This is a genomic window from Methanosphaera sp. (assembly GCF_016282985.1).
GTDB lineage: Archaea > Methanobacteriota > Methanobacteria > Methanobacteriales > Methanobacteriaceae > Methanosphaera.
In genome coordinates, this window is record NZ_JAEELZ010000007.1 from 1 (window position 1) to 26,469 (window position 26,469).

At 32.1% G+C, this 26,469-nt stretch carries 24 protein-coding genes and 1 pseudogene; 22 read left to right on the forward strand and 3 right to left on the reverse strand.

Annotation, left to right across the window (positions count from 1 at the left end):
* The first annotated feature begins 229 nt into the window (after positions 1 to 229).
* From QZZ11_RS00500 to ftsY, 19 genes are all read left to right on the forward strand, one after another.
* Positions 230 to 961 carry a hypothetical protein gene (locus QZZ11_RS00500; RefSeq protein WP_292472525.1) on the forward strand — a complete coding sequence of 244 codons (732 nt, stop codon included), beginning with the start codon at positions 230 to 232 and terminating at the stop codon, positions 959 to 961.
* A 268-nt stretch (positions 962 to 1,229) separates the two neighbouring features.
* Positions 1,230 to 2,087, forward strand: a complete 858-nt coding sequence (gene sucD, locus QZZ11_RS00505; protein WP_292472527.1) for a succinate--CoA ligase subunit alpha — start codon at positions 1,230 to 1,232, stop codon at positions 2,085 to 2,087.
* Positions 2,088 to 2,230: 143 nt separating this feature from the next.
* Entirely contained in the window at positions 2,231 to 3,442 is a 1,212-nt protein-coding gene (gene hmgA / locus QZZ11_RS00510) for a hydroxymethylglutaryl-CoA reductase (NADPH) (RefSeq protein WP_292472528.1), read from the forward strand.
* Between the two features lie 23 nt (positions 3,443 to 3,465).
* A complete protein-coding gene (locus QZZ11_RS00515; protein WP_292472529.1) occupies positions 3,466 to 4,053 on the forward strand; it encodes a TIGR00267 family protein in 588 nt (195 codons plus the stop codon).
* Between the two features lie 341 nt (positions 4,054 to 4,394).
* Complete coding sequence (gene thrC, locus QZZ11_RS00520) at positions 4,395 to 5,591, forward strand: threonine synthase (protein WP_292472530.1); 1,197 nt, start codon at positions 4,395 to 4,397, stop codon at positions 5,589 to 5,591.
* 52 nt (positions 5,592 to 5,643) lie between these two features.
* On the forward strand, positions 5,644 to 6,258 hold the full coding sequence (locus QZZ11_RS00525) for a stage II sporulation protein M (RefSeq protein WP_292472531.1): 615 nt from the start codon (positions 5,644 to 5,646) through the stop codon (positions 6,256 to 6,258).
* Between the two features lie 67 nt (positions 6,259 to 6,325).
* Positions 6,326 to 6,868, forward strand: a complete 543-nt coding sequence (locus tag QZZ11_RS00530; RefSeq protein WP_292472533.1) for an adenylate kinase family protein — start codon at positions 6,326 to 6,328, stop codon at positions 6,866 to 6,868.
* 292 nt (positions 6,869 to 7,160) lie between these two features.
* On the forward strand, positions 7,161 to 7,478 hold the full coding sequence (locus QZZ11_RS00535) for a ribonuclease P protein component 4 (RefSeq protein ID WP_292472535.1): 318 nt from the start codon (positions 7,161 to 7,163) through the stop codon (positions 7,476 to 7,478).
* Positions 7,479 to 7,496: 18 nt separating this feature from the next.
* Positions 7,497 to 7,772 carry a YhbY family RNA-binding protein gene (locus QZZ11_RS00540; protein WP_292472536.1) on the forward strand — a complete coding sequence of 92 codons (276 nt, stop codon included), beginning with the start codon at positions 7,497 to 7,499 and terminating at the stop codon, positions 7,770 to 7,772.
* 65 nt (positions 7,773 to 7,837) lie between these two features.
* Complete coding sequence (locus QZZ11_RS00545) at positions 7,838 to 8,275, forward strand: 30S ribosomal protein S19e (protein WP_292472537.1); 438 nt, start codon at positions 7,838 to 7,840, stop codon at positions 8,273 to 8,275.
* A gap of 45 nt (positions 8,276 to 8,320) precedes the next feature.
* Complete coding sequence (locus tag QZZ11_RS00550) at positions 8,321 to 8,677, forward strand: DNA-binding protein (protein ID WP_292472539.1); 357 nt, start codon at positions 8,321 to 8,323, stop codon at positions 8,675 to 8,677.
* 31 nt (positions 8,678 to 8,708) lie between these two features.
* Positions 8,709 to 9,290: a hypothetical protein gene (locus QZZ11_RS00555; RefSeq protein ID WP_292472541.1), complete on the forward strand. Its 582-nt coding sequence runs from the start codon at positions 8,709 to 8,711 to the stop codon at positions 9,288 to 9,290.
* Position 9,291: 1 nt separating this feature from the next.
* Positions 9,292 to 9,447, forward strand: a complete 156-nt coding sequence (locus QZZ11_RS00560) for a 50S ribosomal protein L39e (protein ID WP_292472543.1) — start codon at positions 9,292 to 9,294, stop codon at positions 9,445 to 9,447.
* A 51-nt stretch (positions 9,448 to 9,498) separates the two neighbouring features.
* Positions 9,499 to 9,744: a 50S ribosomal protein L31e gene (locus QZZ11_RS00565; protein WP_292472545.1), complete on the forward strand. Its 246-nt coding sequence runs from the start codon at positions 9,499 to 9,501 to the stop codon at positions 9,742 to 9,744.
* 215 nt (positions 9,745 to 9,959) lie between these two features.
* Positions 9,960 to 10,634 carry a translation initiation factor IF-6 gene (locus QZZ11_RS00570; RefSeq protein ID WP_292472546.1) on the forward strand — a complete coding sequence of 225 codons (675 nt, stop codon included), beginning with the start codon at positions 9,960 to 9,962 and terminating at the stop codon, positions 10,632 to 10,634.
* Positions 10,631 to 10,855, forward strand: a complete 225-nt coding sequence (gene rpl18a, locus QZZ11_RS00575; RefSeq protein WP_292472548.1) for a 50S ribosomal protein L18Ae — start codon at positions 10,631 to 10,633, stop codon at positions 10,853 to 10,855. The genes QZZ11_RS00570 and rpl18a overlap by 4 nt, the downstream gene beginning before the upstream one ends.
* 38 nt (positions 10,856 to 10,893) lie before the next feature.
* Entirely contained in the window at positions 10,894 to 11,310 is a 417-nt protein-coding gene (pfdA, locus tag QZZ11_RS00580) for a prefoldin subunit alpha (protein WP_292472549.1), read from the forward strand.
* Between the two features lie 144 nt (positions 11,311 to 11,454).
* On the forward strand, positions 11,455 to 13,005 hold the full coding sequence (locus QZZ11_RS00585) for an MFS transporter (protein ID WP_292472551.1): 1,551 nt from the start codon (positions 11,455 to 11,457) through the stop codon (positions 13,003 to 13,005).
* A 246-nt stretch (positions 13,006 to 13,251) separates the two neighbouring features.
* Positions 13,252 to 14,766, forward strand: coding sequence for a signal recognition particle-docking protein FtsY (gene ftsY / locus QZZ11_RS00590; protein WP_292472560.1), 1,515 nt, complete (start codon positions 13,252 to 13,254; stop codon positions 14,764 to 14,766).
* Positions 14,767 to 14,857: 91 nt separating this feature from the next.
* Here ftsY and QZZ11_RS00595 read toward each other — a convergent pair whose 3' ends face one another.
* A complete protein-coding gene (locus QZZ11_RS00595; protein WP_292472553.1) occupies positions 14,858 to 15,538 on the reverse strand; it encodes a class I SAM-dependent methyltransferase in 681 nt (226 codons plus the stop codon).
* Between the two features lie 9 nt (positions 15,539 to 15,547).
* Positions 15,548 to 16,360, reverse strand: coding sequence for a DUF368 domain-containing protein (locus QZZ11_RS00600; protein ID WP_292472562.1), 813 nt, complete (start codon positions 16,358 to 16,360; stop codon positions 15,548 to 15,550).
* Between the two features lie 153 nt (positions 16,361 to 16,513).
* Between QZZ11_RS00600 and QZZ11_RS00605 the strand changes: the two genes are divergently transcribed.
* Together QZZ11_RS00605 and QZZ11_RS00610 are read left to right on the forward strand one after the other, a co-directional pair.
* On the forward strand, positions 16,514 to 16,978 hold the full coding sequence (locus QZZ11_RS00605; protein WP_292472555.1) for a deoxyuridine 5'-triphosphate nucleotidohydrolase: 465 nt from the start codon (positions 16,514 to 16,516) through the stop codon (positions 16,976 to 16,978).
* Positions 16,979 to 16,989: 11 nt separating this feature from the next.
* Positions 16,990 to 18,579, forward strand: a complete 1,590-nt coding sequence (locus QZZ11_RS00610) for a thiamine pyrophosphate-binding protein (RefSeq protein WP_292472557.1) — start codon at positions 16,990 to 16,992, stop codon at positions 18,577 to 18,579.
* A gap of 128 nt (positions 18,580 to 18,707) precedes the next feature.
* Here QZZ11_RS00610 and QZZ11_RS00615 read toward each other — a convergent pair whose 3' ends face one another.
* Positions 18,708 to 22,529, reverse strand: a complete 3,822-nt coding sequence (locus tag QZZ11_RS00615; RefSeq protein ID WP_292472559.1) for an Ig-like domain-containing protein — start codon at positions 22,527 to 22,529, stop codon at positions 18,708 to 18,710.
* A 381-nt stretch (positions 22,530 to 22,910) separates the two neighbouring features.
* Between QZZ11_RS00615 and QZZ11_RS00620 the strand changes: the two are divergent.
* Positions 22,911 to 26,469, forward strand: a pseudogene (locus QZZ11_RS00620) (hypothetical protein); the annotation flags it as partial.

Genomic DNA, 26,469 nt, shown 5'->3' on the forward strand with positions numbered 1-26,469 from the left:
ATAAATAAAATCATGATTCCATAATAATATTATATAACATTATCACATATAAAAATAATCCAAGCATGATAAGTAATCAAAGAGGGGTCATGAGAAGTAATAACATAATTAATACAAATAATAAAAAATATAAATCATTACATCTAAAAAATAGTAATACTAAACAACAAAAAAAGATAATTTTGTCGGACACTCACTATATAAAAAAAAATTCAATGAGGAATTTAATATGAAAATGTTATGCCATGGAATTGACATATCAGACAATGATGTTTCATGTAGTGATTCATTAATACAAAATGTTGAAAACAGTTTATACAAAATTAAAGAAGCAGGAGCATCTCAGGCATTACTTTCCAATGTTACTGGTGATGATATTGTCATTACAGCAATAGTTGAAGATGATAACTTGGTTGAAATAGTCAATAAAAGTATTTTTGATGTTTTAAAAGAAAATGCTCTTGGTTTTGATGATTTGAATGGGGTTGGCCTTAAAAGAGAAGATGCTGGAGAAGGAATATCCTATGTTGAACTCGATTTAAATCCAAATTTTTACCCTGATGCAGTTATATTAAGTTTTGATACATACTGCGGAGAATATTTCGTTGAAAATGTAGCTAAAAGTGCTGTTAAAGCAGCTACTGGAATGACAGATGTTTATAATATCGCTTCCAGCTTAGTTGATGGTATTAAACAAATTCCAGGTGTTGGTTATGTTTCCAATCAAACAGATGATCCTGTGATTGTAGCCAATGTTACAAATGTCGAACAAATTGGAGTTGTTGCTGGGGCAATGATTGGAGCTGTTTTAGGAAACAAAAACACATACCTTGTCAAAAGACACACCCCCATAAATGTTATCCCAGGTAGCGTTATATTTTCAGCCACAGCAATTATGAATGGAAACCTCATTGATTTAGCAGAATATTTTTCTTTTAGAAGCCAAATTTTAAGTAAATAAATCCATTATTTTATTCACTTAAAAATTTCTATTTTTTCATTATCTTTTCTTGAAAGAATATTTAAGAACGATTAGATTGTTAGAAATTAATCATTTTTTTGTAGTATTATTATTTTTCTTACAATATTTTAAAATAAAGTTTTTATATTACAAAAAACAGATAAAATAGTGATAAAGTCTAAAAATGATAATAATAATTGTATTTTTGTTATTACGAGTAGATTATATGATTTTATTAATATTTAACTAGGATAAGGAGAAGGTTTAATTGATTTTATTAGATGAAAATACTAAAGCAATTGTACAAGGAATTACAGGAAAACAAGGAAGATTTCACACAAAAGAAATGATAAAATACGGAACAAACATCGTTGCAGGTACAAGTCCGGGAAAAGCTGGTGAAACAGTTGAAGGCATTCCAGTATACAATTCCATAGAAGAAATTAAAAAATATCACCCAGACATTAATGCCAGTATCATATTTATTCCAGCACCTTACGTTAAAGATGCAGCATTTGAAGCTATCTGTGAAGTAGATTTGGTAATCATAATTACAGAACACATACCTATACATGACACAATGGAAATCGTTAAATATGCACAGGAACATAATACAACAGTTATCGGACCTAACACTCCAGGTATTATTACTCCAGGAGTTGGTAAATTAGGAATTATGCCTACACACATATTTAATAAAGGTAATATAGGATTAGTTTCCAGAAGTGGAACCTTAACATACGAAATTGCAAGCCAGATAACTGATGCCGGTTTTGGCCAAAGTACTTGTCTTGGTATAGGTGGAGACCCTGTTACAGGTATTGACTTCATTTCAGCATTAAAACAATTCGAAGAAGATCCTGAAACTGAAAAAATTGTTTTGTTAGGTGAAATCGGTGGTATTGCAGAAGTTAAAGCAGCAGAATATGCTAAAGAACACGTCACAAAACCAATCATATCATTTATTGCTGGAGTATCAGCACCATTAGGTAAACGTATGGGACATGCAGGAGCTATTATTGAAGGAACTGACGGTACAGCTCAAAATAAAAAAGAATTATTAGCAAAACTTGGTGTTAAAGTAGCAGACGTACCTAGTGACATTGTAGAGTTAATCAAAGAATAAACCTACACCTATTAATAAAATCATTATTTTCGTATAGTTATTATACTATACAACCCAAACTTTTTTTTAATAACAAACTTTCATATAATTAAATTACAAATATTAGATTAAGAAATTTTTAAAATTATTAAGGATGCTTTAAAATGGATTTAAATTGTAATGAGATAATTGAAAAATTAGATTCCGGCGAAATAAAAATTCATCAAATAGAAAAATATGCCGAAAATGCCAATCAAGCAACAGACATTAGACGTAAATTCATTGAAAACAAAACAAACACCACCCTAGAACACATTGGAAAATATTCTATAGACATGACAGAAACTGCAAAAAAGAATATTGAAAATCAGATAGGTACCATACAAGTACCTGTGGGAGTAGTCGGACCTGTAAAAATAAATACAGAAAATGATGAAGTAATAGAAACTTATGCTCCTATGGCAACAACAGAAGGTGCTTTACTTGCTAGTGTTAACAGAGGTTGTTCAGTAATTAGACGTTCAAATGGTTGTTCAGTAGCCATTCTTAAAAATCAAATGACAAGAGCACCAGTCATAAAAACTAAAAATGTTCATGAAGCTAATAAAATCAAAACATGGATAGAAGAACATTTTAATGAGATTAAAGAAGTTGCAGAAAGTACAACCAATCATGGAAAACTTATCAAAATTGATCCTATTGTTATTGTAGGTCGTTTTGTATACCCACGTTTTGTTTATGAAACTGGAGACAGTATGGGAATGAACATGGTCACTATTGCAACACAGGAAGCTATGAATTTTATTGAAAATGAAAATGATATTCATATGATTGCACTTAGTTCAAACTTCTGTGTTGATAAAAAACCATCTGCACTTAATATGATTGAAGGTCGTGGAAAAAGTATTGTTGCTGAAGTAACTGTTCCTAAGGAAGTTGTGGAAAAAACTTTAAAAACAACTCCAGAAGCTGTAGTTGAAGTTAACTATGCTAAAAACTTAATTGGTTCTGCAATTGCAGGTAGTTATGGTTACAATGCACACTTTGCCAATATGGTGGCTGCAATATTTTTAGCATGTGGTCAGGATCCTGCACACGTTGTTGAAGGCAGTATTGGTATAACCAGTGCCGAAAATGTAGATGGTGACTTATATTTCAGTGTTACTATTCCTGATTTACCTGTAGCTACTGTTGGTGGTGGAACAAGGCTTGAAACTGCTACTGAATCATTGAACATTATGAATGTTAAAGGTAGTGGTAATGTTAACAAATTTGCTTCAATTGTGGCTAGTTTAGTACTTGCCGGTGAATTGTCCTTAGCAGGCGCTTTAGCTGCAGGCCATTTAGCAAGAGCTCATAAAGAGTTGGGTCGATAAATAATTTGAGAGTCAGATAAAAAATGAAGATAACTTTAAAAAAAATTATTAAGGATTATATAGCTTTAAGTAGGTATGTTGCACTTGGTTCTTTAGATGGTATTTTAACTGTTTTAAGTATTTCATTAACTGCTGCCTTAATGGGAATTTCCACAGGTGGAAACGTAAATCCGTGGACCGTCGGTTTAACAGGATTGAGTGGTGGTATTGCTATTGCATTATCAAACGGTTTCGGTTCATACGTTGGTGAACATGCGGAAGAAGGTAAAATAATTCGTGACCTTGAAAGTCAGATGATTCTGAAGGAACGTAAATTGGATGATACTGTTATTCATGAACAAGCAAAATATAGAGTTTTCATGAGTATGTTAACACACGGTTCTGCCAGTTTTCTTGGTTCATTTATTCCTTCTATTCCATTTTTCCTGTTTGGTGATATATATTCGGCAATTACAGCCACTTTAATCGTATGTTTTGTAATGTTAACTGTTCTTGGTTGTTATCTTGGAAAGATTGCAAAAGAAAGTATGAGCAAAACTGCTGTTGAAATTATAGGAGTGGGAGTTTTAATTGTTATTATCAGCTTCCTTATGGGTGGAGGACATGGATAATATCCTCCCAAAATTCTTTTTTTAAAAAAATTTACAAAATTTTAGTTCTAATTAAAAATACTTTAACCATACATTTATTAACTTATAAACAAATAAGTAATACTGTGAGGGTTTGATGTTAGTAAAAAATAATTTTTTAAATTTATACAACATACTATAATCAATTTTTATTACCACTTGAATTGTTTATTTATACTACATCAAAATCCTACACACTTCTAAACTATTTTTAAAGACTTTAAGAAAAATAATTTATTATAGATTAAACAAATATATAATATTATAACCTGTGTACCATATACACATAATAATTTTAGATTAATTTTTATAGGAGAATCATAATGATAAGATGTATTTCATGTGGAGCAGAATATGATGATGATGAAATAATTTATACTTGTGAATGTGGATCAATTCTTGAAGTAGTAACAGAAGTAGACAACATTCCCAAAGAAACTTTTGACAACAGAAGAGACAACATCTGGAAATATAAAGAATTCTTACCAGTAAATGCAGAAAACAGAATAAGCCTGGATGAAGGTGGAACACCATTTTGTAAATGTGACAAAATAGGAGAAGAATTAGGTATAGAATTATTCGTTAAAGTTGAAGGATCAAACCCTACAGGTAGTTTCAAAGACAGAGGAATGAGTGTAGGAACAACAAAAGCAGTAGATCTTGGAGTAAATATGGTTGGTTGTGCTTCAACAGGAAACACTTCTGCATCATTATCCGCATATGCAGCACGTGCTGGACTTAAATGTGCAGTATTATTGCCTGCAGGAAAAGTTGCATTAGGAAAACTAGCACAGGCAATGTTCCATGGAGCAAAAGTATTTGGAGTAGACGGTAACTTTGACGATGCATTAGAAACAATTACTGAATTAGCATTGAACGGAGAATTATACCTATTAAACTCAATCAACCCATACCGTCTTGAAGGACAAAAAACAATAGGAATGGAAGTAGTTCATGACCTTGGTTGGAAATCTCCGGACAGAATTGTTTTACCAGTAGGTAATGCAGGAAACATTTCCGCAATATGGAAAGGAATTACAGAATTCCAAGATGCAGGATACATTAAAGATACTCCTATGATGACTGGAATTCAAGCAGTTAACAGTGCTCCAATTGCAAATGCAGTAAAAGCAGGAACTGATGAAGTAACACCAGTAGAAAATCCTGAAACCATTGCAACAGCAATCAGAATTGGTGCTCCAGTAAGCAGTGTAAAAGCAATGAGAGCAATCAAAGAATCAAATGGTACTGCAGATACCGTTACCGATGATGAAATTCTTGATGCACAGAAATACCTAGCAAGAACAGAAGGTATTGGTGTTGAACCGGCAAGTGCTGCTTCAATTGCAGGATTAAGAAAATTGGTTGAAAATGGTGAAATAGACCAAGGTGAACGTGTTGTATGTATCGTAACAGGACACGTACTTAAAGATCCTAATGTAGCTATTGAAGCTTGTGAAGAACCAACACAAGTAGCATCAGATCCAAATGAAATTAGAAAAGTATTACAAACCATGTGAATACTCATCTAACCATCAACTCCTTTTTAACATAAATTTTGGAGATAAAACTATGGCATTAAATATATTGGAAATATTCAGTAAAGGATATTTAAAAGAATACCTCTCCAGAAACAAAAATTTAATTTTAATATCATTTATTATTCTAATTGCTTCAGCATTTTTAGGAGTCATATTTTGTGATGTAATTCAACAATACGTAACAGAAATTTTAAAGGAAATATTTTTATCAATGCCTGAAAATCCGACAGTATACAATGAAGCAATATTTCTTTTCCAAAATAATATTCGGGCAAACATTATTATAATGATTGGCGGATTGTTATTCTCAATATTTTCCGTTTTAGCAATTATAATGAATGGTTTGATAATCGGGTTCACATATACTCTTGTTACTCCAATACAATTTATAGTTGGAATATTACCTCATGGAATATTTGAATTACCTGCAACAATATTATCTCTCGTAGGAGCATTTATTATAACAAAACTGGAAATAAACCTATTAAATGCATTGTTTAAAAAACGTTTAAAGGAAGAAATAAACAAATCCGACAAACTAGTTAAAGATATTGTTTTAACATTCATAATTATATTAGTTTTATTGATCATTGCAGCCATAATAGAAGCAGGAGTTACTCCCGTGCTTTTAAGTATGGTTTCTTAAACCCCTTCCATTTTAATATATAACCTATTTTTTACAAATATAGAATTAATAAGGATTGCTGATATTTATGATGATTATTATTACTGGAACACCAGGAACTGGAAAAACTTCTGTAACGGAATCATTGAAGGAAGATTTTGATGCTGAATATATAAGTATCAATTCATTACTTGAAGATTATGATTTAAACCTTGGAATTGATGAAAAACGAGGATATAAAATAGTTGATACGGAAAAAATGATCCCTATCGTTGATCAAATAAAAAAAGAATCTGAAAAGGATGTTATAATTTTTGAGGGACATTTGGCACAGGATTATCCTAACGCTGATTTGGTGATTGTTCTGAGATGTAATCCTGATGTTTTAAAGAAACGTTTAAGTACCCGGAATTGGAAAGATGCTAAGATTCATGAAAACGTTTCTGCAGAAATTCTTGGAATATGTACAGAGGAAAGTTATGAACTTTATGGAGACAATGTTCAAGAAATAGAAACAAGTGATAAAACAATTGATAATCTTAAAAACGATATAATTGAAATTGTTTATGGAAAAAAAACATATCCTCTTGGTCAAATTGACTATTTAAGTGAGTATTTCCACTTAATTTAATTACGATTATATTTTTACTTAAAGAAAAAGTAATACTATTATTAATACTTTTCTAATTTAACATATTTTTATTATTTTTATATTTTAATTTAAAAAAAAATCTCAGAAAAAGTTATTCTTTTCGAATTTTTTGCTTTTTTTCAATGGAGTAATACATAATATATTTAAGTAAAGGATTACATAAATTATATTATTATTCTTAAGTTTACTATCTAGATTTTATGTATTTTTCATAATTTCATTCCTTGCACTTAAGAAGAATATTCTATATTTTTTAGAGGATTAGATATTTTTGAGTAGAAGAAAACGACCTAATTATATTAATAAAATCGCTTTGGAAAGGATAGAAATTCTTTTCAACCAAGCAGAAAAGGAGTTTTCTCAACACCCAGAACGTTCTGATCGTTATGTTAAGTTAACTCGTAATATCTCTACTAAATATAATATCACATTACCTGATTATTGGCGAGGAAGGTTTTGTAAAAATTGTAATAAATTCCTTAAACCAGGGGCTAACTTAAGAGTAAGACTTTCCGGTAATACAATTACCAGAAAATGTCTTGAATGTGGACATTTAACTAAAGTTCCTTACACTCATAAGAAAAACTAGGTTTTAATATAAACATTGATGGAGTATGATAATTTGAGCAAAAGCCAGAGTAGAAAAGAAATAATGAGAAATTCTTTAAATGCAATTGAAATTAATATTGGAAAAAACGGTATTAATGAAAATGTTATTGAAGAAATCAAACGTCAGTTAAAAAACAATGAAATTGTTAAAATCAGATTTTCAAGAAATATAGCATCCAATAAAGATGAATTTTTGGAAGAAATCGTTTCTAACACCAAAAGTAAATTAATTGATGTTCGTGGTAATGTTGCAGTATTATATAAGAGAAAATAAATATCTCTGGAAAATATGGGCAATTTTAAAATAAACATATAATTTAATAGGAGGCTAATTAAACAATGACAACAGCATTCGATGTACCTGCTGAAAGTTTAATCAGCGCATTAAGTGAAGACTTTAAAGAAAATGATAAAATTAACGCACCAGCATGGGCTAGATTTGTTAAAACTGGAGTTCACAAAGAACGCAGACCTGAAAACCCAGATTGGTGGTATGTAAGAACCGCAGCATTATTAAGAAGAGTATATGTAGATGGTCCAGTAGGACTTAGCAGATTACAAACCAAATACGGTGGTAACAAAGATAGAGGAACCAGTCCTGAAAAATTCAGAAAAGGAAGTGGATCTATCATAAGAACTGCATTACAACAACTTGAAGAAGCAGGTTACGTACAAAAAACAGAAGAAGGTAGAATTGTATCTCCTGCAGGTCAATCTTACTTAGATAAAAAAGCTGCTGAAATCATTAAAGATATCCCTGAATTATCAAAATACTAATTTGTATTAATTTTGATATGATAAAAATTAAAGGAGTTGTGTTAAATGAGTGAACTTGACGAAATTAGGCGTAGAAGAATGGAACAACTTCAACAACAACAAATGGCCGCTCAACAACAACAAAGTGCAAATTATCAACAGTTACAACAGGAAGAACAGATGAGACAACAATATGAGGAACAGAAGAAAAATGCACTTAGACAGATATTAACACCAGAAGCACGTCAAAGACTCGCAAACTTAAGATTAACAAAAGCTGAACTGGTTAATGCTATTGAAATGCAATTGATTCAAATGGCTGAAACAGGAAGAATTCAAATTCCAGTATCAGATGCTACTTTAAAACAAATCTTAAGAGAAACAACTAATACTAAACGTGAAATTCATATCACAAGAAGATAATCTTTCAATTATATGATATTAGTGTATTTTTATGAAAACAGCTGTATTATATAGTGGCGGTAAAGATAGTTCATTAATGGCAGTTATTCTAGATAAACTTGGCTATGATGTGGAATTAATTACTATTAATTTCGGAGTATTTGATTCAACGATTCCGGCAACAAACTCGGCTAATAATTTGGGTTTTAAACATAGGGTTGTAAAACTTGACAAGAAGATATTAACTGATGCTGTGGAAATGATTATTGAAGATCAATTTCCTAACAATGGAATAAATCATATACATCATGAAGTAATTGAATACTTGGCTGATGAATATGATTTAATAGCTGATGGAACTAGACGTGAAGACAGGATTCCCAAACTTAAACAGAATGAAATTCAAAGTTTAGAAGATAGAAAGGGTGTCCAATATGTTAATCTGACCGGTATTGGCTATAAAACTATTAATGATACCAGTGACCGATTATTTAAACTTCAAAAGGCTGAAAGTGATATTCATAACAGCTCGGATTATGAGATGGAAATTAGAGTATTGCTTGAACAGAAAGGACAAGACATTAATGAAATATTTCCCCAACATATTCAATCAAGAGTTATAGGATGGAAGTAAAATGAGTCGTAATAAAAACTTACCAAAAAAATTAAGATTAGCTAAAAAAGGCAAACAAAACAGAAGAGTTCCTATCTTTGCTATGATGAAAACATCAAGAAAATTAAGAACTCATCCAAAAGCTAGACAATGGAGAAGAAGTAAAATTAAAGTATAAACTTAATTGTTTTGCTTTAGATTTTATTAATAATTATAGGAGTGTATTAGAATGGAAAGAATTTACACAATTCCTCTAAGAGATGTAAAAAACGTACCTAGAACTAAAAGGTCACCAAGAGCAATGAGATACATCAGAGAATTCATTCAAAAACATATGAAAGCTGAAGATGTTATTATCGACACAGCAGTTAACGAAAAAATTTGGGAAAGAGGACGAGAAAAAATCCCATCAAAAATCAAAGTTAAAGCTGTAAAAGAAGATGAAACAGTAGAAGTAACTTTAGTAGATGAATAATTTTTTTACTAAATGCTAACTATGAGATTATTATGTTATCTAAACTCTTTATCATAAAATACGAGTTACTAAAGAGTTAGGTAATAATGTATACATGTAATTCAAGAGAACTTAATCAACTCTCTTCCTACTTAATATAATTTAAAATGTTTGAGAGGTGGGCATTTTAATTATATTGATACATATTTAATAAACCTCACAGATGGAGTGATAAAATGATACAAAGATTCGATATTGATGGAAATCCTAATCTAGGTGTTTCTATATTAGCAAAGGATAATGTTGCTATAGTTTCACAAGGACTCCAAGATACATACCTTAAAAGTATCGAAGAAACATTAAAAGTACCAATAATAAAAACACCAATCTGTGGTAGTAATCTAGCAGGAGCATTAATGGCTGGAAATTCTAACGGTCTACTTGTATCACCATATGTCTTTCAACATGAATTAGATATACTAAGTGAACATGACATTAACGTAGAAATAATACCAGACAAACTAACAGCAATAGGTAACATCATTGTTGCTAATGATAATGGTGCTATTGTAAATCCAGAGTTATCAAGTGATGCAAAAAAAATCATTGCAGATACTTTAGATGTCGAACTTGTAGAAAGTACCATAGCTGGCTTAGATATTGTTGGTTCAACAATGGCAGCAACTAACAAAGGTGCTTTAGTTCATCCTGATGCATCAGAAGAAGAATTGGACTTAATTGAAGATGTTTTAGGAGTACCTGCAGAAATTGGTACAGTTAACCGTGGAGTTAAACTCGTAGGAGCATGTATCATTGCAAATTCTAATGGAGTCATTGTAGGAAATAAAACTACAGGACCCGAACTAGCAAGGATTGATCAAGTATTCAACTTATTTGAGGGAACATTATGAAAACAAAAATATTTAGAGTAAAAGGAAAATTATTAGATGTTGATAAAACCAAAAAATTCACAAGAGAATTAAAAGCAATTAAAGTAGAAGACGTACAGGAAAAATTATACTCTGAATTTGGTAGTAAACACAGATTAAACAGAGACCAAATTGTCTTCGACGAAATTACTGAAATATCAGCAGATGAAGTAACTGACCCTATCGTACAAAGTTTATTATAAACCTGTAATGGTACACTATTGAATAAGGATGTGTTCCAATGGAAGATAGACAAAAACTAGAACAAATGGTTAATGAAATCAATCAGTTACAACAACAAGGTGAAACAATCACCCAGCAACTTGAACAGTTAAACATATCATTGAATGATATCCGTTCAGCTGAAACTGCTGTTAAGGGTTTAGCTGGAGCAGTAGGTAAAGAAACATTAATCCCAATCGGTGCAGGATGTTTCATTACAACAGAACTCAAATCCGAAGATGTTATTGTAGGAGTTGGGTCTGACGTTGCAATAAAAAGAACCAGAGAAGAAACTGAAGAAACCCTTAAAAATGATAAAAAAGAAGTAGAAAACCTAATCAAAACATTAACTGAACAGTTACAGAAAATCAACGATTACATTACTCAGAAAAGACCAGAAGTTGAAAAGTTAATGAAAGAACAAGGAGTACAATAATACTCTAAATTCTACCTTCTTATTTTAAACTCCAAATACTATTTTTACTTATTTACAACTTTTTCTAAAATGTTTAATTCATTGAAAAAATATTTGAAGTATTCCTTTCATAAAGTATAATATAAAATGTGGAGGTTAACTTCAATGGATGAAAAAGAGATAACAGATGTCACATGGATTCCTCTTTTATTGATTTCTCTTGCAGCATTCATAATTACTCTTGACAGTACCTTTATGAATGTAGCCATTTCTCAGTTAATTACAGATTTAAATACAACAGTAAGTACTGTGCAACTAATCATAAGTTTTTACACATTAATCACTGCGTCATTAATGTTAATCGGATCCAGACTACAGGATATAATTGGCAAAAAGAAAGTGTTTTTAATTGGTGCAGGTATTTATGGAATAGGTGCATTACTTGCTGCAATCAGCCAAAATGCCCTCATGTTATTTACTGGTTGGTCTTTATTGGAGGGTATTGGCGGATCGTTAATGACACCCGCTACAATATCAATTGCAAGCCAAACATATAAATCGGATAAACGAACTTTTGCATTGGCTATGATTAGTGCAATGGCAGGAATTGCTGCAGCAATAGGACCATTATTTGGAGGAATAGTAACAACATTTCTTTCATGGAGATATGGATTTGTTCTAGAACTACTTATCATAATAGTTGTATTCATATTTTCAGGAAAGATTCAAAATTTCGAACCTACATTAACTAAAAAAGATTTTGATTTGACCGGTTCAATTCTATTGATTTTTGGATTAATGAGTTTTGTATTGGGAATTCTTTTATTGGAAGAAGATGTTATTATAACGGTATCTTTAGTAATCTTATCATTAGTCATATTATCACTGTTTGCTTCCTATGAATATGGACTTACAAAAGGGGAAAAAACTCCACTTATTGATATTAACATGCTTAAAGTTCGTAATTTAAGTGTTGGAACATTAATAAGGTTAATTACCAGTCTTGCTATGGGAGGTTCACTATTTGCCATATCAATATTCCTACAAAGTGTATTGAAATATGATGCATTTACAACTGGTTTAAACTTGTTACCTGCAACAGTTGGTATATTGTTATCTTCAATAATTGCACCAAAATTAACTTCTAAAATTAACCATAAGACACTTATGATAGTGGGATTTTTAATTTCGATGTTAGCTGCAACAATACTTTCAACACGATTTGGAGTTAATACAACCTTTTCAACGATTGCTCCCGGAATGTTCCTGTTCGGATTAGGATTGGGATTTGTATTGTCCTTAGGAATAGATATTTCCCTAGCAGGTACTAAAGAAAAAAATCAAAGCACTGCTTCTGGATTATTATCCACCGGCCAGACATTAGGTATGTCCATGGGTACTGCCATTATAGGATGTATGCTGATTGTTGGTGCTACATGGGGTTTACATGATGCTGTTAACACTTATGCTCCAAATCAAATAAATGATGAACAGTTCCATGCCGAAAGTCAGGAATACCTTCAAAAAATGGGACAAATTAACATTACCGAATTACAAGGTAATACCGGTATAAAAGAGCAAATTGTCAACACGGTTTTAACTGATGCCATGAAATTTGTTATGTCTGTAACTTCGGCAATTTTGGCTATCGGACTTTTATTGACTTTGGCTCTGAATGATATAAAATCGTATCAACTGAAAAGATTGAAAAAATAATTTCATAATATCAATAACCTTCCATTTTTTTATTCTTTTTTAATTTTTAAGCTTTAATGCTGATGAATTTTATTTAGTTATTCATAATTAATTATTTTACTTAGTTATTACATAAATAATACTAATATAACTTATAAATATAAAAAGGGTTGTGAGAGCTTGTTTGATTCACTTAGAAAGAAACTTAAAAAAACCATTAAAGATGCATCTGAAAGTATTCCTGAAGAAGAATTAGAACCATCACAAATTAGTAAGGAATTAGATGACTTAGAAGCAGATCTTCAATCTATTGAAGAAAAATATTCTGATAATACCGATGAAGAAGAGGATACTGAAGAAGTTTCTACTACTGAAAATGTTGTGGAAGAAGAAAATGTTGAGGAAGAATCTTCAGAAGATGAAACTGAAGAAGAAGTTAAAACTCCTGATGAAGTTGAAGAAGAAACTATTGAAGAATCCCAGGAAGAACCTGAAGAATTAGTTGAAGATGAAACTGAAGATGAACTAGTTGAAGAAACTGCTGACGAAGTTCAAGAAGAAAAAGATTCTGAAGAAAAGAAAAAAGGGTTCTTCGGATTCTTAAAAAGGGATAAAAATAAAAAAGAAGAACATACTTTTGAAACTGAAGAAACAGTGGAAGAAGAAACTATTGAAGAATCTGAGGAAGTAGTTGAAGAAAAAGTTCCTGAAACTGAAAAGACTGAAGAAGAAAGTTCTGAAGAAGTTCAAGAGAAAAGCAAAGAAGAAGAAGACAAAGGAAGATTTGGCTTCTTACGAAGAGACAAAAAGAAAGAAACTTCTGATGAAAAAGAAGATGTGAAAGATAGTAAAAAAGAAGAAAAAGCAGTCAAATATGAAGATGAAGAAACCGGCGGAAAATTCTCTTTTATAACTAAAAAAACCATCAAGGAAGAAGATATTGAAGAAATATTGGAAGAATTAGAGTTTTCACTTATTGAAGGTGATGTTGCATTTGATGTTGCTGAAAGAATTGTAGAATCTGTTAAAGAAGATCTTGTTGGTAGAAAAATCAAACGTAGAGGAGATATGGAACTTTTCACAACAAACGCTCTTAAAAAAGCAATCACGGAAATCATTGACAATGGTTCTTATGATTTACTTGGTGATATTGAAGCTTCAAAACAAAAAGGCGAACCATATAAGATAATGTTTGTAGGTATTAATGGAACAGGAAAAACCACTACAATCGCCAAAATGGCAACATACCTTGAAAAACATGGTTATTCCTCAGTATTTGGTGCTTCCGATACTTTCAGAGCCGGTGCAATTGAACAATTGGAACATCATGCAAATAATCTTAACCTTAAAATCATTAAACACGAAAGGAATTCTGATCCTGCAGCAGTAGCATATGATGCGGTTGAACATGCAAGAGCAACGGGTAAAGATGTTGTGTTAATTGATACGTCAGGCCGTATGCAAACCAATGCAAATCTTATGGATGAAATGAAGAAAATTAAAAGAGTATCAAAACCAGATATAGTATTATATGTTGGTGATGCTTTAATGGGTAATGATGCAACAGAACAGGCAACCAAGTTTAATGAAGTAATCGATATTGATGGGATTATTTTAACTAAAGCAGATGCTGATGCAAAAGGTGGAGCAGCAATATCCATAGGACACGTAATTAACAAACCTATACTGTTCATTGGTACAGGCCAATCATACGAAGATTTAATGGAATTTAAACCTGAATGGATGATAGACCAAATATTTGCAGAAGAAGCTGAAGCTTAACCCTCTTTCCCTTTTTTTAATAATATTTTAATAAGTTTTTTTAAAAAATAGTCTATTTTTGAATGGTTTAGAAAAAAAAGATTATGGTAGTTTATTTTTTGGTACCACCATATACTGCATTTGAATAGTGTTTCCAGATTACATCTATTTCTTCAAATCCTACATTTTCAAGCATTTTAATATGATTTATTAACGTTGTAGGTATGTCATTTGCATCCCTTTTTCCTTTGTGTTCCGTGATTTCTTCATCAGTAACTCCGTTTTCTTTCATTTCCCGAATGGCTATTTTGTTGTTTAATTCTTCATTGTAATTGCTGTTTGCTTTTATAACATCAGCATTATAGAAAACACCGTCTTTTTCTAATGCTTCGTAGATGTCTTTGTACATTGCTTCTTTTTTTTCATCATTAGGAATGTGATGTAAAGCCAATGAGGATAATATTACATCATATTTCGTTTCAATTTGCATCTGTGTAAAATCACCGACAATATACCCTATTTTTTCATAATCTGACAGTTTATCTTTAGCTATTTCTATCATGTTTTCGGATAAATCCAAACATGTTACTTCAGCATCAGGGAATCTCGTTAGAGCTTTTTGTGTTATGTTTCCTGTCCCGCATCCCAAATCAAGTATTTTAGGATTTTTATTGTTATCAGGTATTGCATTAATTAATGCCGTTAGCATTTCATTGTAACATGGTATATTTTTTTGGACTTGCTCATCAAATGCTTCTGCTTCTTTATTAAAATGTTTTTTTAAATCTGGCATTTTATCACCTTATATTAATTCATAGTTGAATTTTGTTTCCACCAGCATTACTATTGCCATTCCTATGATTGCTATTATCAGACAAATTGGTAATGAAGTAACCGGTGCTGTTACTATATGCTGTAATGGTATTCTCATTGATCCGAGCATAATTCCTATAAGTGTTGCTACCGTTAGCTGTTTATGGTTTTCCAGCATGTATTTTATTATTCTACTCATTGCCATGAATCCCACTCCTGCCCCCAATACAAAGACAATTATTTCTATTATGGAGATTCTATGCAGTACATTTATCATGTATTCATATTGTCCCAATAGCAATAGAAGGGATGAACCTGATATCCCAGGCAATAACATTGCACATATTGCTATGAATCCTGATATGAATAGAATCGGTAGTGAATGTGCTGTCTGCATTGGATTTAATCCTACAAATATGTAAGCCAAAATTGCAAATATTACTGTAACTGATATTGCCTTAATATTAAATGCATCCAACTGTTTGTAGAGAATATAAATTGATGAAAGTATTAACCCACCAAAGAAGGAATATGTGAATGCAGCATAGTTTCCAAGTAAAAAGTTAATAATACTTGCCATTAAAATCACTGCAAGAACTATTCCCAATCCCAATGGAATGAAAAATTCAAAGTCTATCTCTTCAAATAGCTGTCGTTTAAACTCACTAATATCTCCTTTAAGTAACGGTTTAAAGAACATGAATTTTATGTTACTGATTGATCTGATTAATTTATCATATATTCCGGTAATTAATGCTATTGTTCCACCGGAAATTCCAGGCATTATATCCGAAGTTCCCATTAATACTCCTCTGAGGAATATTTTTATCATTTCTAAATAGTCATACATTTATTTACTTCCTTTCTTATGATTATTAGTAATATTTTTGTCTGATAAAATTTAAATATTTTATAAATCAAAACTATATTATTGATATTTTTTGAGGTCATTGATTTGTTAGGAGAAAAAGAGTTAAGAAGATTGTTCCCGGAATATAATGATACCATTCAGGCTTCCGGTATTGATCTTAAAATGGATAAAATGTACAAACAAGCAGGTCCCGGTTCATTGATTGACAACAAAAAAAATTTACCACCGCTTGAAGAAGTTGAATGTGTTGACGGAATTTACACCCTTGAATCTAAAACAAGTTATAGTGTAACAATTATGGGTAAAACCAAGATTCCTGTTGGCTATACAATGCTTTATTTGCCTCGATCAACACTTTTAAGAAGTTTTATTAGTGTTCATACAGCCGTAGGAGATCCTGGTTTTTATGGTACTCTTCAGTTTATGATTGTAAATAATGGAGATTATGATTATAAAATCAAGAGAGGAGAAAGAATAGCCCAGGCAGTCGTTTTTAAGGTTGAGGGTTCCGGTGAGTACACTGGGAGTTATAGGGAAGACGAAGAATAAAAGTGATATTTATGAAGACTGATAAAAATACCGCTGAATATTTGATAAAATTATTGGAAGAACATGGAGTGGACTATGTATTCGGTTATCCCGGTGAACAGATTTTACCCATTTATGAAGCGCTACGTAAATCTAAAATTAAACATGTATTAACCAGACATGAACAGGCTGCCATTCATGCTGCCGACAGTTACGCACGTATCAGTGGAAAGTGCGGTGTTTGTCTTGCAACGGCAGGTCCGGGTGCTATGAATCTTGTTATGGGAGTCTCTGCATGTTATAAAGATAATGTTCCTGTTCTTATTCTTACGGGAGATGTTTCTACAGACATTAAGGGTAAAAATACTTTCCAGGATTTGCCTTTGAACGATGTTTTCAAACCGATCTGTTTCAAATCATATAATGCCCATTCTCCTGAGAAACTTGAAAACAGTATTAATGAGGCATTTATGCATTTTGAGGAAGGAATTACCGGGCCTTTCCATATTAATATCCCAAAAAATATACAAAGCAAACCAATGAATATGCACCACAAGGTAATTCATACCAACATAATTAAAGACATTAAAGAATCTGACATTCAAGATACAATTAAATGTATAGAAGAAAGTGAAAAACCTTTAATTATTGCAGGTTATGGACTAATTTATTCAGATGCAATAAATGAATTTTTAGAATTTGTGGAAAAAACGGACATACCAATTACAACCACATGGAATGCAAGAGGAATAATTCCTGAAAATGATGAAAAAAACCTGGGATTGACAGGTAATAGGGGAACAAGAAAAGCTAACTATGCTGCCGAACATGCCGATTTAATCATTGCATTAGGTACACGACTAAGTGAAAGAACAACAAGCCACATTAACACAGACAATATCATTCAAGTTAACACCAATAAAGAACACGATTACGGTAAAACATTCTACCATTACAATGTAAAAAATTTCTTAAAACTTCTTAATGAGAAAGATTTTACAAAAGAAAATTTCAAATGGAAAAATAGGATTAATTCAAAAGAAGATGTAAAAAAACCAGAACTAGAAGAAACAGATAAACTCCATCCTGAATTAGTCATCCAAAACATCTTGAAACACTGTGATACAAATACTACCATAGTTATTGATGCCGGAACAATTCCGACATATTTCACAACAGAATCAACCCTTGAAAAAAGTGGACAAATTCTCTTTTCAGGAGGTTTAGGTCCTATGGGCTATTCCATCCCTGCAGCAATTGGAGCAACATATGCCCGACACGATGATGTTATAATTGCAGCTACAGGAGATGGTGCAGTACAGATGACCATTGAAGAACTTGCAGTTTTAAATACCTATAAACTACCAATTATTGTAATAATAATAAACAACAACTTATTGGGTATTATAAAACAATGGCAGGATATGGCGGGAATACCTAAATTTCAAGTTGATCTAGACAATCCGGACTTCGTAAAACTAGCAAATGCCTACAATATTGAAGCGGACAACATAACCTCATTGGAAGAATTAAATGAAAAACTAGACAAGGCCATTAAAGAGAAAAAACCACACTTATTTAATGTTGAAGTAGCTGATGTACATATCCCCCTCCCATTATAAAAAGAAAGGACAACTTATAAAAATAAAATCTTTCTTACAAAACTATTTTTACACTCCACCCTACTTTTTTTGGAATTGAAAAATAATTTAAGAAAAAAAAAAGATAAAAAGAGTAAAATTTTTTATAATTAAGCAGTTACTGTGAATGTTGTGTTTGTTTCATATGCTTCGTATTTGTCGTTTCCACTGTATCCTATTGTTACATTGTTGATTCCTAGTGTATTTGCTTGTGTTGATAGTGTGTATTTTCCTGTGTTGTCTGTTTTTGCATAGTATTTTTTACCGTTTATTAATATTTTCACGTTTGTGTTTGTGATTGCTTTTCCTGTGTTTGTTGTGAATTTTCCAGTAATTGTAACGTTTTGTCCCTGTTTTACGTTGTTGATTGGTTCGTAGGTTACTATGACTGGTTGTTTTCCTAGGACTTGGAAGGTTGTGTTGGTTTCGTATGCTTCGTATTTGTCGTTTCCGCTGTAGCCTATGCTTACTTTGTTGGTTCCTGTTTGGGTAGTTTCTACACTTAATAGGTATGTTCCTGTTTTGTCTGTTTTTGCTAGGTATTTTACTCCGTTTATGTATATTTTTACATTACTGTTTGTGATTGCTTTGCCGTTATTGGTCATGAATTTTCCTGTGATTGTCACGTTTTCTCCGAAATTAACATCACTAATTGGTTCGTATGTTACTATGACTGGTTGTTTTCCTAGGACTTGGAAGGTTGTGTTGGTTTCGTATGCTTCGTATTTATCGTTTCCACTATATCCAATGCTTACTTTGTTGGTTCCTGTTTGTGTTGTTGCTACTGATAGTGTGTATATTCCTGTTTTATCTGTTTTTGCTAGGTATTTTACTCCGTTTATGTATATTTTTACATTACTGTTGGATATTGCTTTGCCGTTGCTGGTCATGAATTTTCCAGTTATTGTCACGTTTTCCCCAAAGTTAACATCATTTATTGGTTCATAGGTTACTATGACTGGTTGTTTACCAAGGACGGTAAATGTTGTGTTGGTTTCATAAGCTTCATACTTGTCATTTCCACTGTAACCGATACTAACCTTGTTGATACCTGTCTGAGTAGTTTGAACACTTAATAAGTATGTTCCTGTTTTATCTGTTTTTGCCAGGTATTTAACACCATTAATATATATTTTCACATTACTATTGGAAATTGCCTTACCATTACTAGTCATAAATTTTCCAGTAATCGTTACATTATCTCCAAAGTTAACATCACTAATTGGTTCATAAGTTACAATAACAGGTTGTTTACCAAGGACAGTAAATGTTGTGTTGGTTTCATAAGCCTCATACTTATCATTACCACTGTAACCGATACTTACTTTGTTAGTTCCTATTTGTGTTGTTTGTACACTTAATAAGTATGTTCCTGTTTTATCTGTTTTTGCCAGGTATTTCACACCATTAATATATATTTTCACATTACTATTGGAAATTGCCTTACCATTACTAGTCATAAATTTTCCAGTAATCGTTACATTATCTCCAAAGTTAACATCACTAATTGGTTCGTATGTTACTACTACTGGTAGTTTTCCTATTACTGTGAAAGTTGTGGTCGTACTGGTTGGGTTGTATTTTGTGTTTCCATTATATGATACTGTTATGTTGTTTGTTCCGATATTTTTTGCTATTGTTGTGAAGGAATATGTTCCCTCTGAATCTGTTGTAAGTGTAATTTCCTCATTATTGAATGTGATTTGTATATCGTCTGTTATTGGTTGGTTGTCTGTGTCTTTTAGTGTTCCTGTGATTGTTATGTTGTCATTGTATTTTGTTTGGTTGATTGTGTTAATTATTATGTTTGTGTCTTTTTTTCCTACTGTGATGTCTTTTGTTGTGTTGCTTCCGCATCCCTTATAACATTCGTAGGTTGCTGTTACTGTGGTTGTTTCTTTTGTTGTTGGTGTGAATGTTAGTTCTATTTTTCCGTCATTGTCCGTGATAAGTGTCTGAATATTGTTTTCTCCGATTTGTACCTGCACATATTGATCAGGTATACTATAACCGTTTTCATCTTCTAATGAAATAATAATATCAACAGTTTCATTAAGCTCGACGAAATCTTTTGCATCAATACTTAACTGACTAGCTGTCGGTTCTCTGTTATTAATATAAATGTTTTCATTGTCTGTTGTGTCTTTTATCACCTCTTCTATAGTGCCTTCACCTAGGATTGCATTGTATTTGAATGTGTTGTTTATGTTGTCCACTTCTATGACATATGCGTAGTCTTCGGTTAGTAGGAAGTTGTTTTCTACCAGTACATTTTTGGAGTTGTCTAATTTTAGTGCTTTTCCATTGGTTACAGCGATTGTATTATTTGTTATAGTGTTTCCTTCATTCATCCAATAAGTATATATTCCTACTGTAGTTGGTTTAATGTAATCAACACTATACTCTGAACCGTTTGAATTTCCATCTACATAGATTGCGTTGCTGTCCATGGTCGTGTTTATTCCGATTGCTCCTATACCCATAGGATAGTTACCGGTAAGGGTCATGTTGTTTCCTATAATTTGAGTGTTTACTCCACCATACAGTTCAAATGCATATGATTGACGAGCATCAGCTATAACAGTATTGTTAATATACCTGTTGTTTTCCATGGAACTAATACTTGCAACGTATTCTCCTCCACCATAACTGAAGTCCAGTATCAGACATCCATAAGCAACATCCGGGTTACCTTGATCAGTCTGTTCAAAACCTGCAGAAACGTTAATCCTATTGTCGTAGATGTAATTGTTTTTCATACCATTTCCTTCAATATTCACACCTGCAGAATAGTATACTGATTTGACTGTTATGTTGTTGTTGTATATCCTGTTTTGTGATGCTCTGACGACAAAACCATAAGTGTACTGTGTACCCTCTACTATGACGGTATTGTTGTAGATGTTAAGATTATTTGCCCGTACATATACTCCGTAAAGACTTCTGTGTGTTCCATCACTTAATATACATGATTCGGTTATGTTAAAACGGTTATTTCTCAAGGTTGAATAAAATCCGGTAATCCATACACCAATACCCTTAGGAAGACTAGTATGATCCCAATCTACCTGGCTGCTTGGAATGTTGGCATTTATTGTACAGTTTTCTACAACACTGTTTTGTCCACCAACATATAATGGAGAACTGGTCTGATTACAGGTAATATTAGCATTGATTGTACAGCCTTTAATAGTTGTGTTTTCTCCAACACAATTTAAAAGAATACAAGACTTATTACCAGAAACATTGGCATTTATAGTAACATTATTTATACCAACCATACTAGGAATATTCAAGTAATCTCCCATATAATTATTATGGTAATTCAATACCATATCTTCTAAACATAATGACTTTAAACTACCTTTATTTACTTGTAGAGTTGTATCATTAATTGTTCCAGCTATTTTTATAGTATCATTTCTGTATTTGTTGTTGTAGAAGTTATTTAATGCGAGTGTCGTGTCTGAAGGGAAATATTGGAAATTTATTGTATAATTATTTCCCGGAACAAAGTAATTCTGATTAAGTCTTGCTTTACCACTGGATATTGACAGGTAATCGTTGTAATTGTCTTCTGTAATCGTAGTTATATTTTCATTTGACTGTGTTTTAACTTTGCCTATACTTTTCTTCTCAAGAGGATTGGTATCCGTTTCAAAGTTATCATTTTGCTCATTATTTAAGCTATTGTTTCTATTTTCGATATTATTTTCATTGCTTGAGGGTACAATGTAATCTTTCAGAGTATAAGTATCCTCATTATTCATATTTGCTTCGATATTTTCATGAGTATCAGTTGCCATGCTACCAGTACTTGTATCACTAGTCTGTGTCTGTGTGTAATCATCTGCATCTGCTGCAGATGCCAGACCCATCAGGGCAACCAATAAAACAATGAAAAATATGAAGTATTTTCTGTTAAAATACATAAACTAAAACCTCTAATTCATAAAAAAAACATATCATGCATGTAATCATGATATTGTTCGTGTAATTATCGTTTTTTTTCATTAAAAACTTCTTTAATATAATATTTAAATATGTTCGGGAATATATAAGTAAATATGGATAATTTTAATTAATTCTATTAAAATTGAATAATCAAATATAGAATTAATGATTTTGATTATTTTGTTATCGGATGATAATAATTTAAATTTATCCTGTATAATGAATATGTAATTAATAATTTCAACCCCTTATTTAATGACTAAAAAAATATAATTCAAAGAATTATTCTTATTAGAGTGATTAATTGAGTATACTTATGCGAGGCAAAGGAATTATTAAAAAATTATGAAAGTGATAAAATGATTGTTAAGAAAAGTCATTTCATTTTCTTGGCAGTGCTGCTAGTTGCCATGATGTCAGTAGCAGTAGCAGCTGATGTAAATGATTCAACAACAGAATCCATAACACCAGCAGTTACCCACACTACAGACAACACCGATGTGCAAACAGCAACACCAACAAGTAATGAAATCACAAAAATAGATAATACTATTGAAAAAGAAAATTATGAAGAAAATACCAGAAGTACAATACATAACATAAACAATACTAACTTTGACGATTATATAACAGATTCTGGTTTAACATCACTAGTAAGTGGAAATGATACTCTGAACTTTACAAGTGATGTAACACGTAGTTTACACAATTATACAATAGATTTACCAGTAAATATTACAGGTAATGGTTTTACTCTAAATTTAAATACATTATATGGTTATAATCTTCCATCACTACAGCAAACAAACATTGACTTTAACAGTGGAGCATCCAATTCAAATATTACAAACCTTAAATTCCACAATACACAGGTTTTCACAACTACAGCATCCAACATTACATTCGACAACATCAATGTAACTGTAGACCAAGGTGTTGGAATGAGTACGGGTTACTTTGCAATGCGTAACGGAGTAATAAACATAACAGTTAAAAACAGTTACTTCCACGCAGTAAACAACACTGGTTGTAGTGCAGTAGTAATTACACTTGGTGAAAACTGTACCATAGACAACAACACCATCATAGGTGAAGGAACAGTAGGAAACCTCATATATTTAAATAGGTGGGGTGCAACAGCTAATGCTAATGGTATTACACAAAACAAAAACAACGTTATAAGTAACAACACCATTATCGGACCAGAAACAGCAAGCTCTATATGTATAGGTATAGTGATTGGTGGACCACATAACCATATTATTAACAATACCATCAATTACACTGGAACAGGTATAAATGGAGACTGGGCAGGAACATATGATCCAGCAACCAACACAACCAATGACTATTATAACGATACATATGTTGGAAACGGATACATAAACAACACATTAAACCTTGGCGCAGAATTCAGTGGAGCACAAACGAGTTTCATAGCAGGAAACACATTCACAGGAATAGCAACAATAGCAAAAAATTCAAATGTAAAATACAACAAATTCAATTCAACAGTCACACTAAAAAACAACATAAACTTTAAAAACAACATTGCGGAAAATTCAACGTTATACGTGAATGGTTCAAACTGTGATTTATGTAATGATACAGTTAACACCATAGTTCTTAAAAGCGGTATAACTAACACAAGTATCTGCAGGGATATGAGGGATGTAACTATTATAAGAAATGGTTGTAGTATTAATTGGTATTCACATCCTCGTTCTTTTACGTTGACTAAAAAATTATCTCGTTCAGTTAAAAATGAGGGTGAACCAACTGTTATTAATATTGAAAATGAAGAAGATTTCAATACCTACTTCCAAAATGGTTCTTTGGACGCTTATGATTTATCATTAACTGGAGATGTTATAATTTATTTAGGTTATGTCCCTGAGAATCAAAAAACATTTAAATTCTGGAATGATGCTGGTTACCACGTAACTATCATTGGAAATAATTTGACTTTACACAATGTTGAGTTTTACGTTTGGGGTGAAGCTATAACTCATAAGAATATAAACTTTATTTATGATGATGAAATTAATTTATTGAATAGTGGTATAGACTTATCTTGGGTAGATTGTGGTCTTGGTACTCCACTTATCATGGATAATATAACAGTTTATTATGATGGGGATTATCTTGATGATGGATATCTTGGAATATATTCGGTAGTAAAGTCAAGTTCTACAAATTCAAAGGCTGTTGTTCAGAATAGTGTAATTAATGCCAATGTTCCAGCAGTTTCGGGAGGTTATTCTCCAATTAGAGGTCCTGGAATTAGTTTAATTAATAATACCATAACCATCACTGAAAAATATGGTTATGGTGATTCTCCTAGTCTTTCAGCTATAACTGAAACTACACAATCAGGTTATCCAATACTTATTGAAAATAATAATATTACTGTTATAGGTGAATCTGATCTTGTTGGAATAATATTCGATGAAAGTGTTACAGATTCAAATATTACAAACAACAACATCACAATAACCAGTGAAACAACAGCAACCGGAGTAGAAATCAATGGTAACGACAACACAGTAACAGATAACTACATAATAGCAAACGATAAAAAAGGAGACGATGCAGTAACCGTAACCGGTGAAAACAATGTAGTAAAAAACAATAAGCCTAGTTTTACTATTACTGATGAAACATATGGTGATTTCTTTGATGATGAATGCCTATTAAAAGAAAGTTACAACAATACTGACCTTAAAGTATCTGGTGACATTACTGGTAAAGTATTCCTCTTTGATGGTGTAAACATAACAATTACTAATGATGGTACTGCAGAATTAAAAGATTGTCAAATAATGGTTGGTAATGATGCACGAGTAGTATTTGATGGTCTTGTAATCAATAACGAAGACATGGAAGCAATTGTATTAGAATCAAGCGGAAATATTATAAATAATTCCGAAATTATAGTAACCAGTGCATCTCCTTTACACGCAGTTGAAATAGCAGAAGACGGAAACATTATTGCCAACACAATTATTACCGCTACCATCGCATCTGCTGATGTAGCATATGATAAGGATTACGTGGGATTACCACAATCCAGCGCATTATACATAAGCTCAAACAACAACCTATTAGATAACGTAACAGTAAGTGTTGACGGTACAAGTGTTGCTGAAGGTTCATACTACCCAAGTATAGATGCAATAGACATACAATCAACAGGAAAAGGAGTAGTAATAGAAAACAACACAATCATCAACTCCAAAGTTATCGCAACAGGTTCCAACTATGTATACGGTATTAATGTGGGAAGAGCAAAAGACACCACAATCGAAAACGTGAATATTGACGTGGATAGTGACTACTACACCAACGGTATTCAATTATTCGACGCAGTAGACATAAAAATCGATGGTACAATCGATTCAACCGCAGATACTCAGGCATACGGAGTATACGCAACAGCAATGGCAGTTGGAACATCCAGTGGCATTGACCTAACCGGATTAAACATAACTGTTGAATCACCGGATGCAACAGGTGTATTAATCGAAGGTGCCAGCGACGTTATAATAGAAGATGCAACCTATGACATCAAAGGTGGCAATGCAACCGCAGTAAATGCTCACGTTGACTGGATGGGCAACATCCCAGAAAACATAATCATCACAGGAATGGACATAAACATCGACGGTACAGAAGACAACAGCATCCTATACTTCGGATTATGTGACGGAGTAATAATCACAGATTGTAACATAGAAACCACCAGCGGATCCGAAATAAACTTCAACAAAACATCAGACGCACAAGTAATCAACAACTATATACTCATCAAAGACATGATGACCGGTTCATTCGGAAACTACGCAGTAATCACAACAGAAAACGACACAACAGTAGAAAACAACACACCAACATCCAAACTCATCGACGAACTCAACC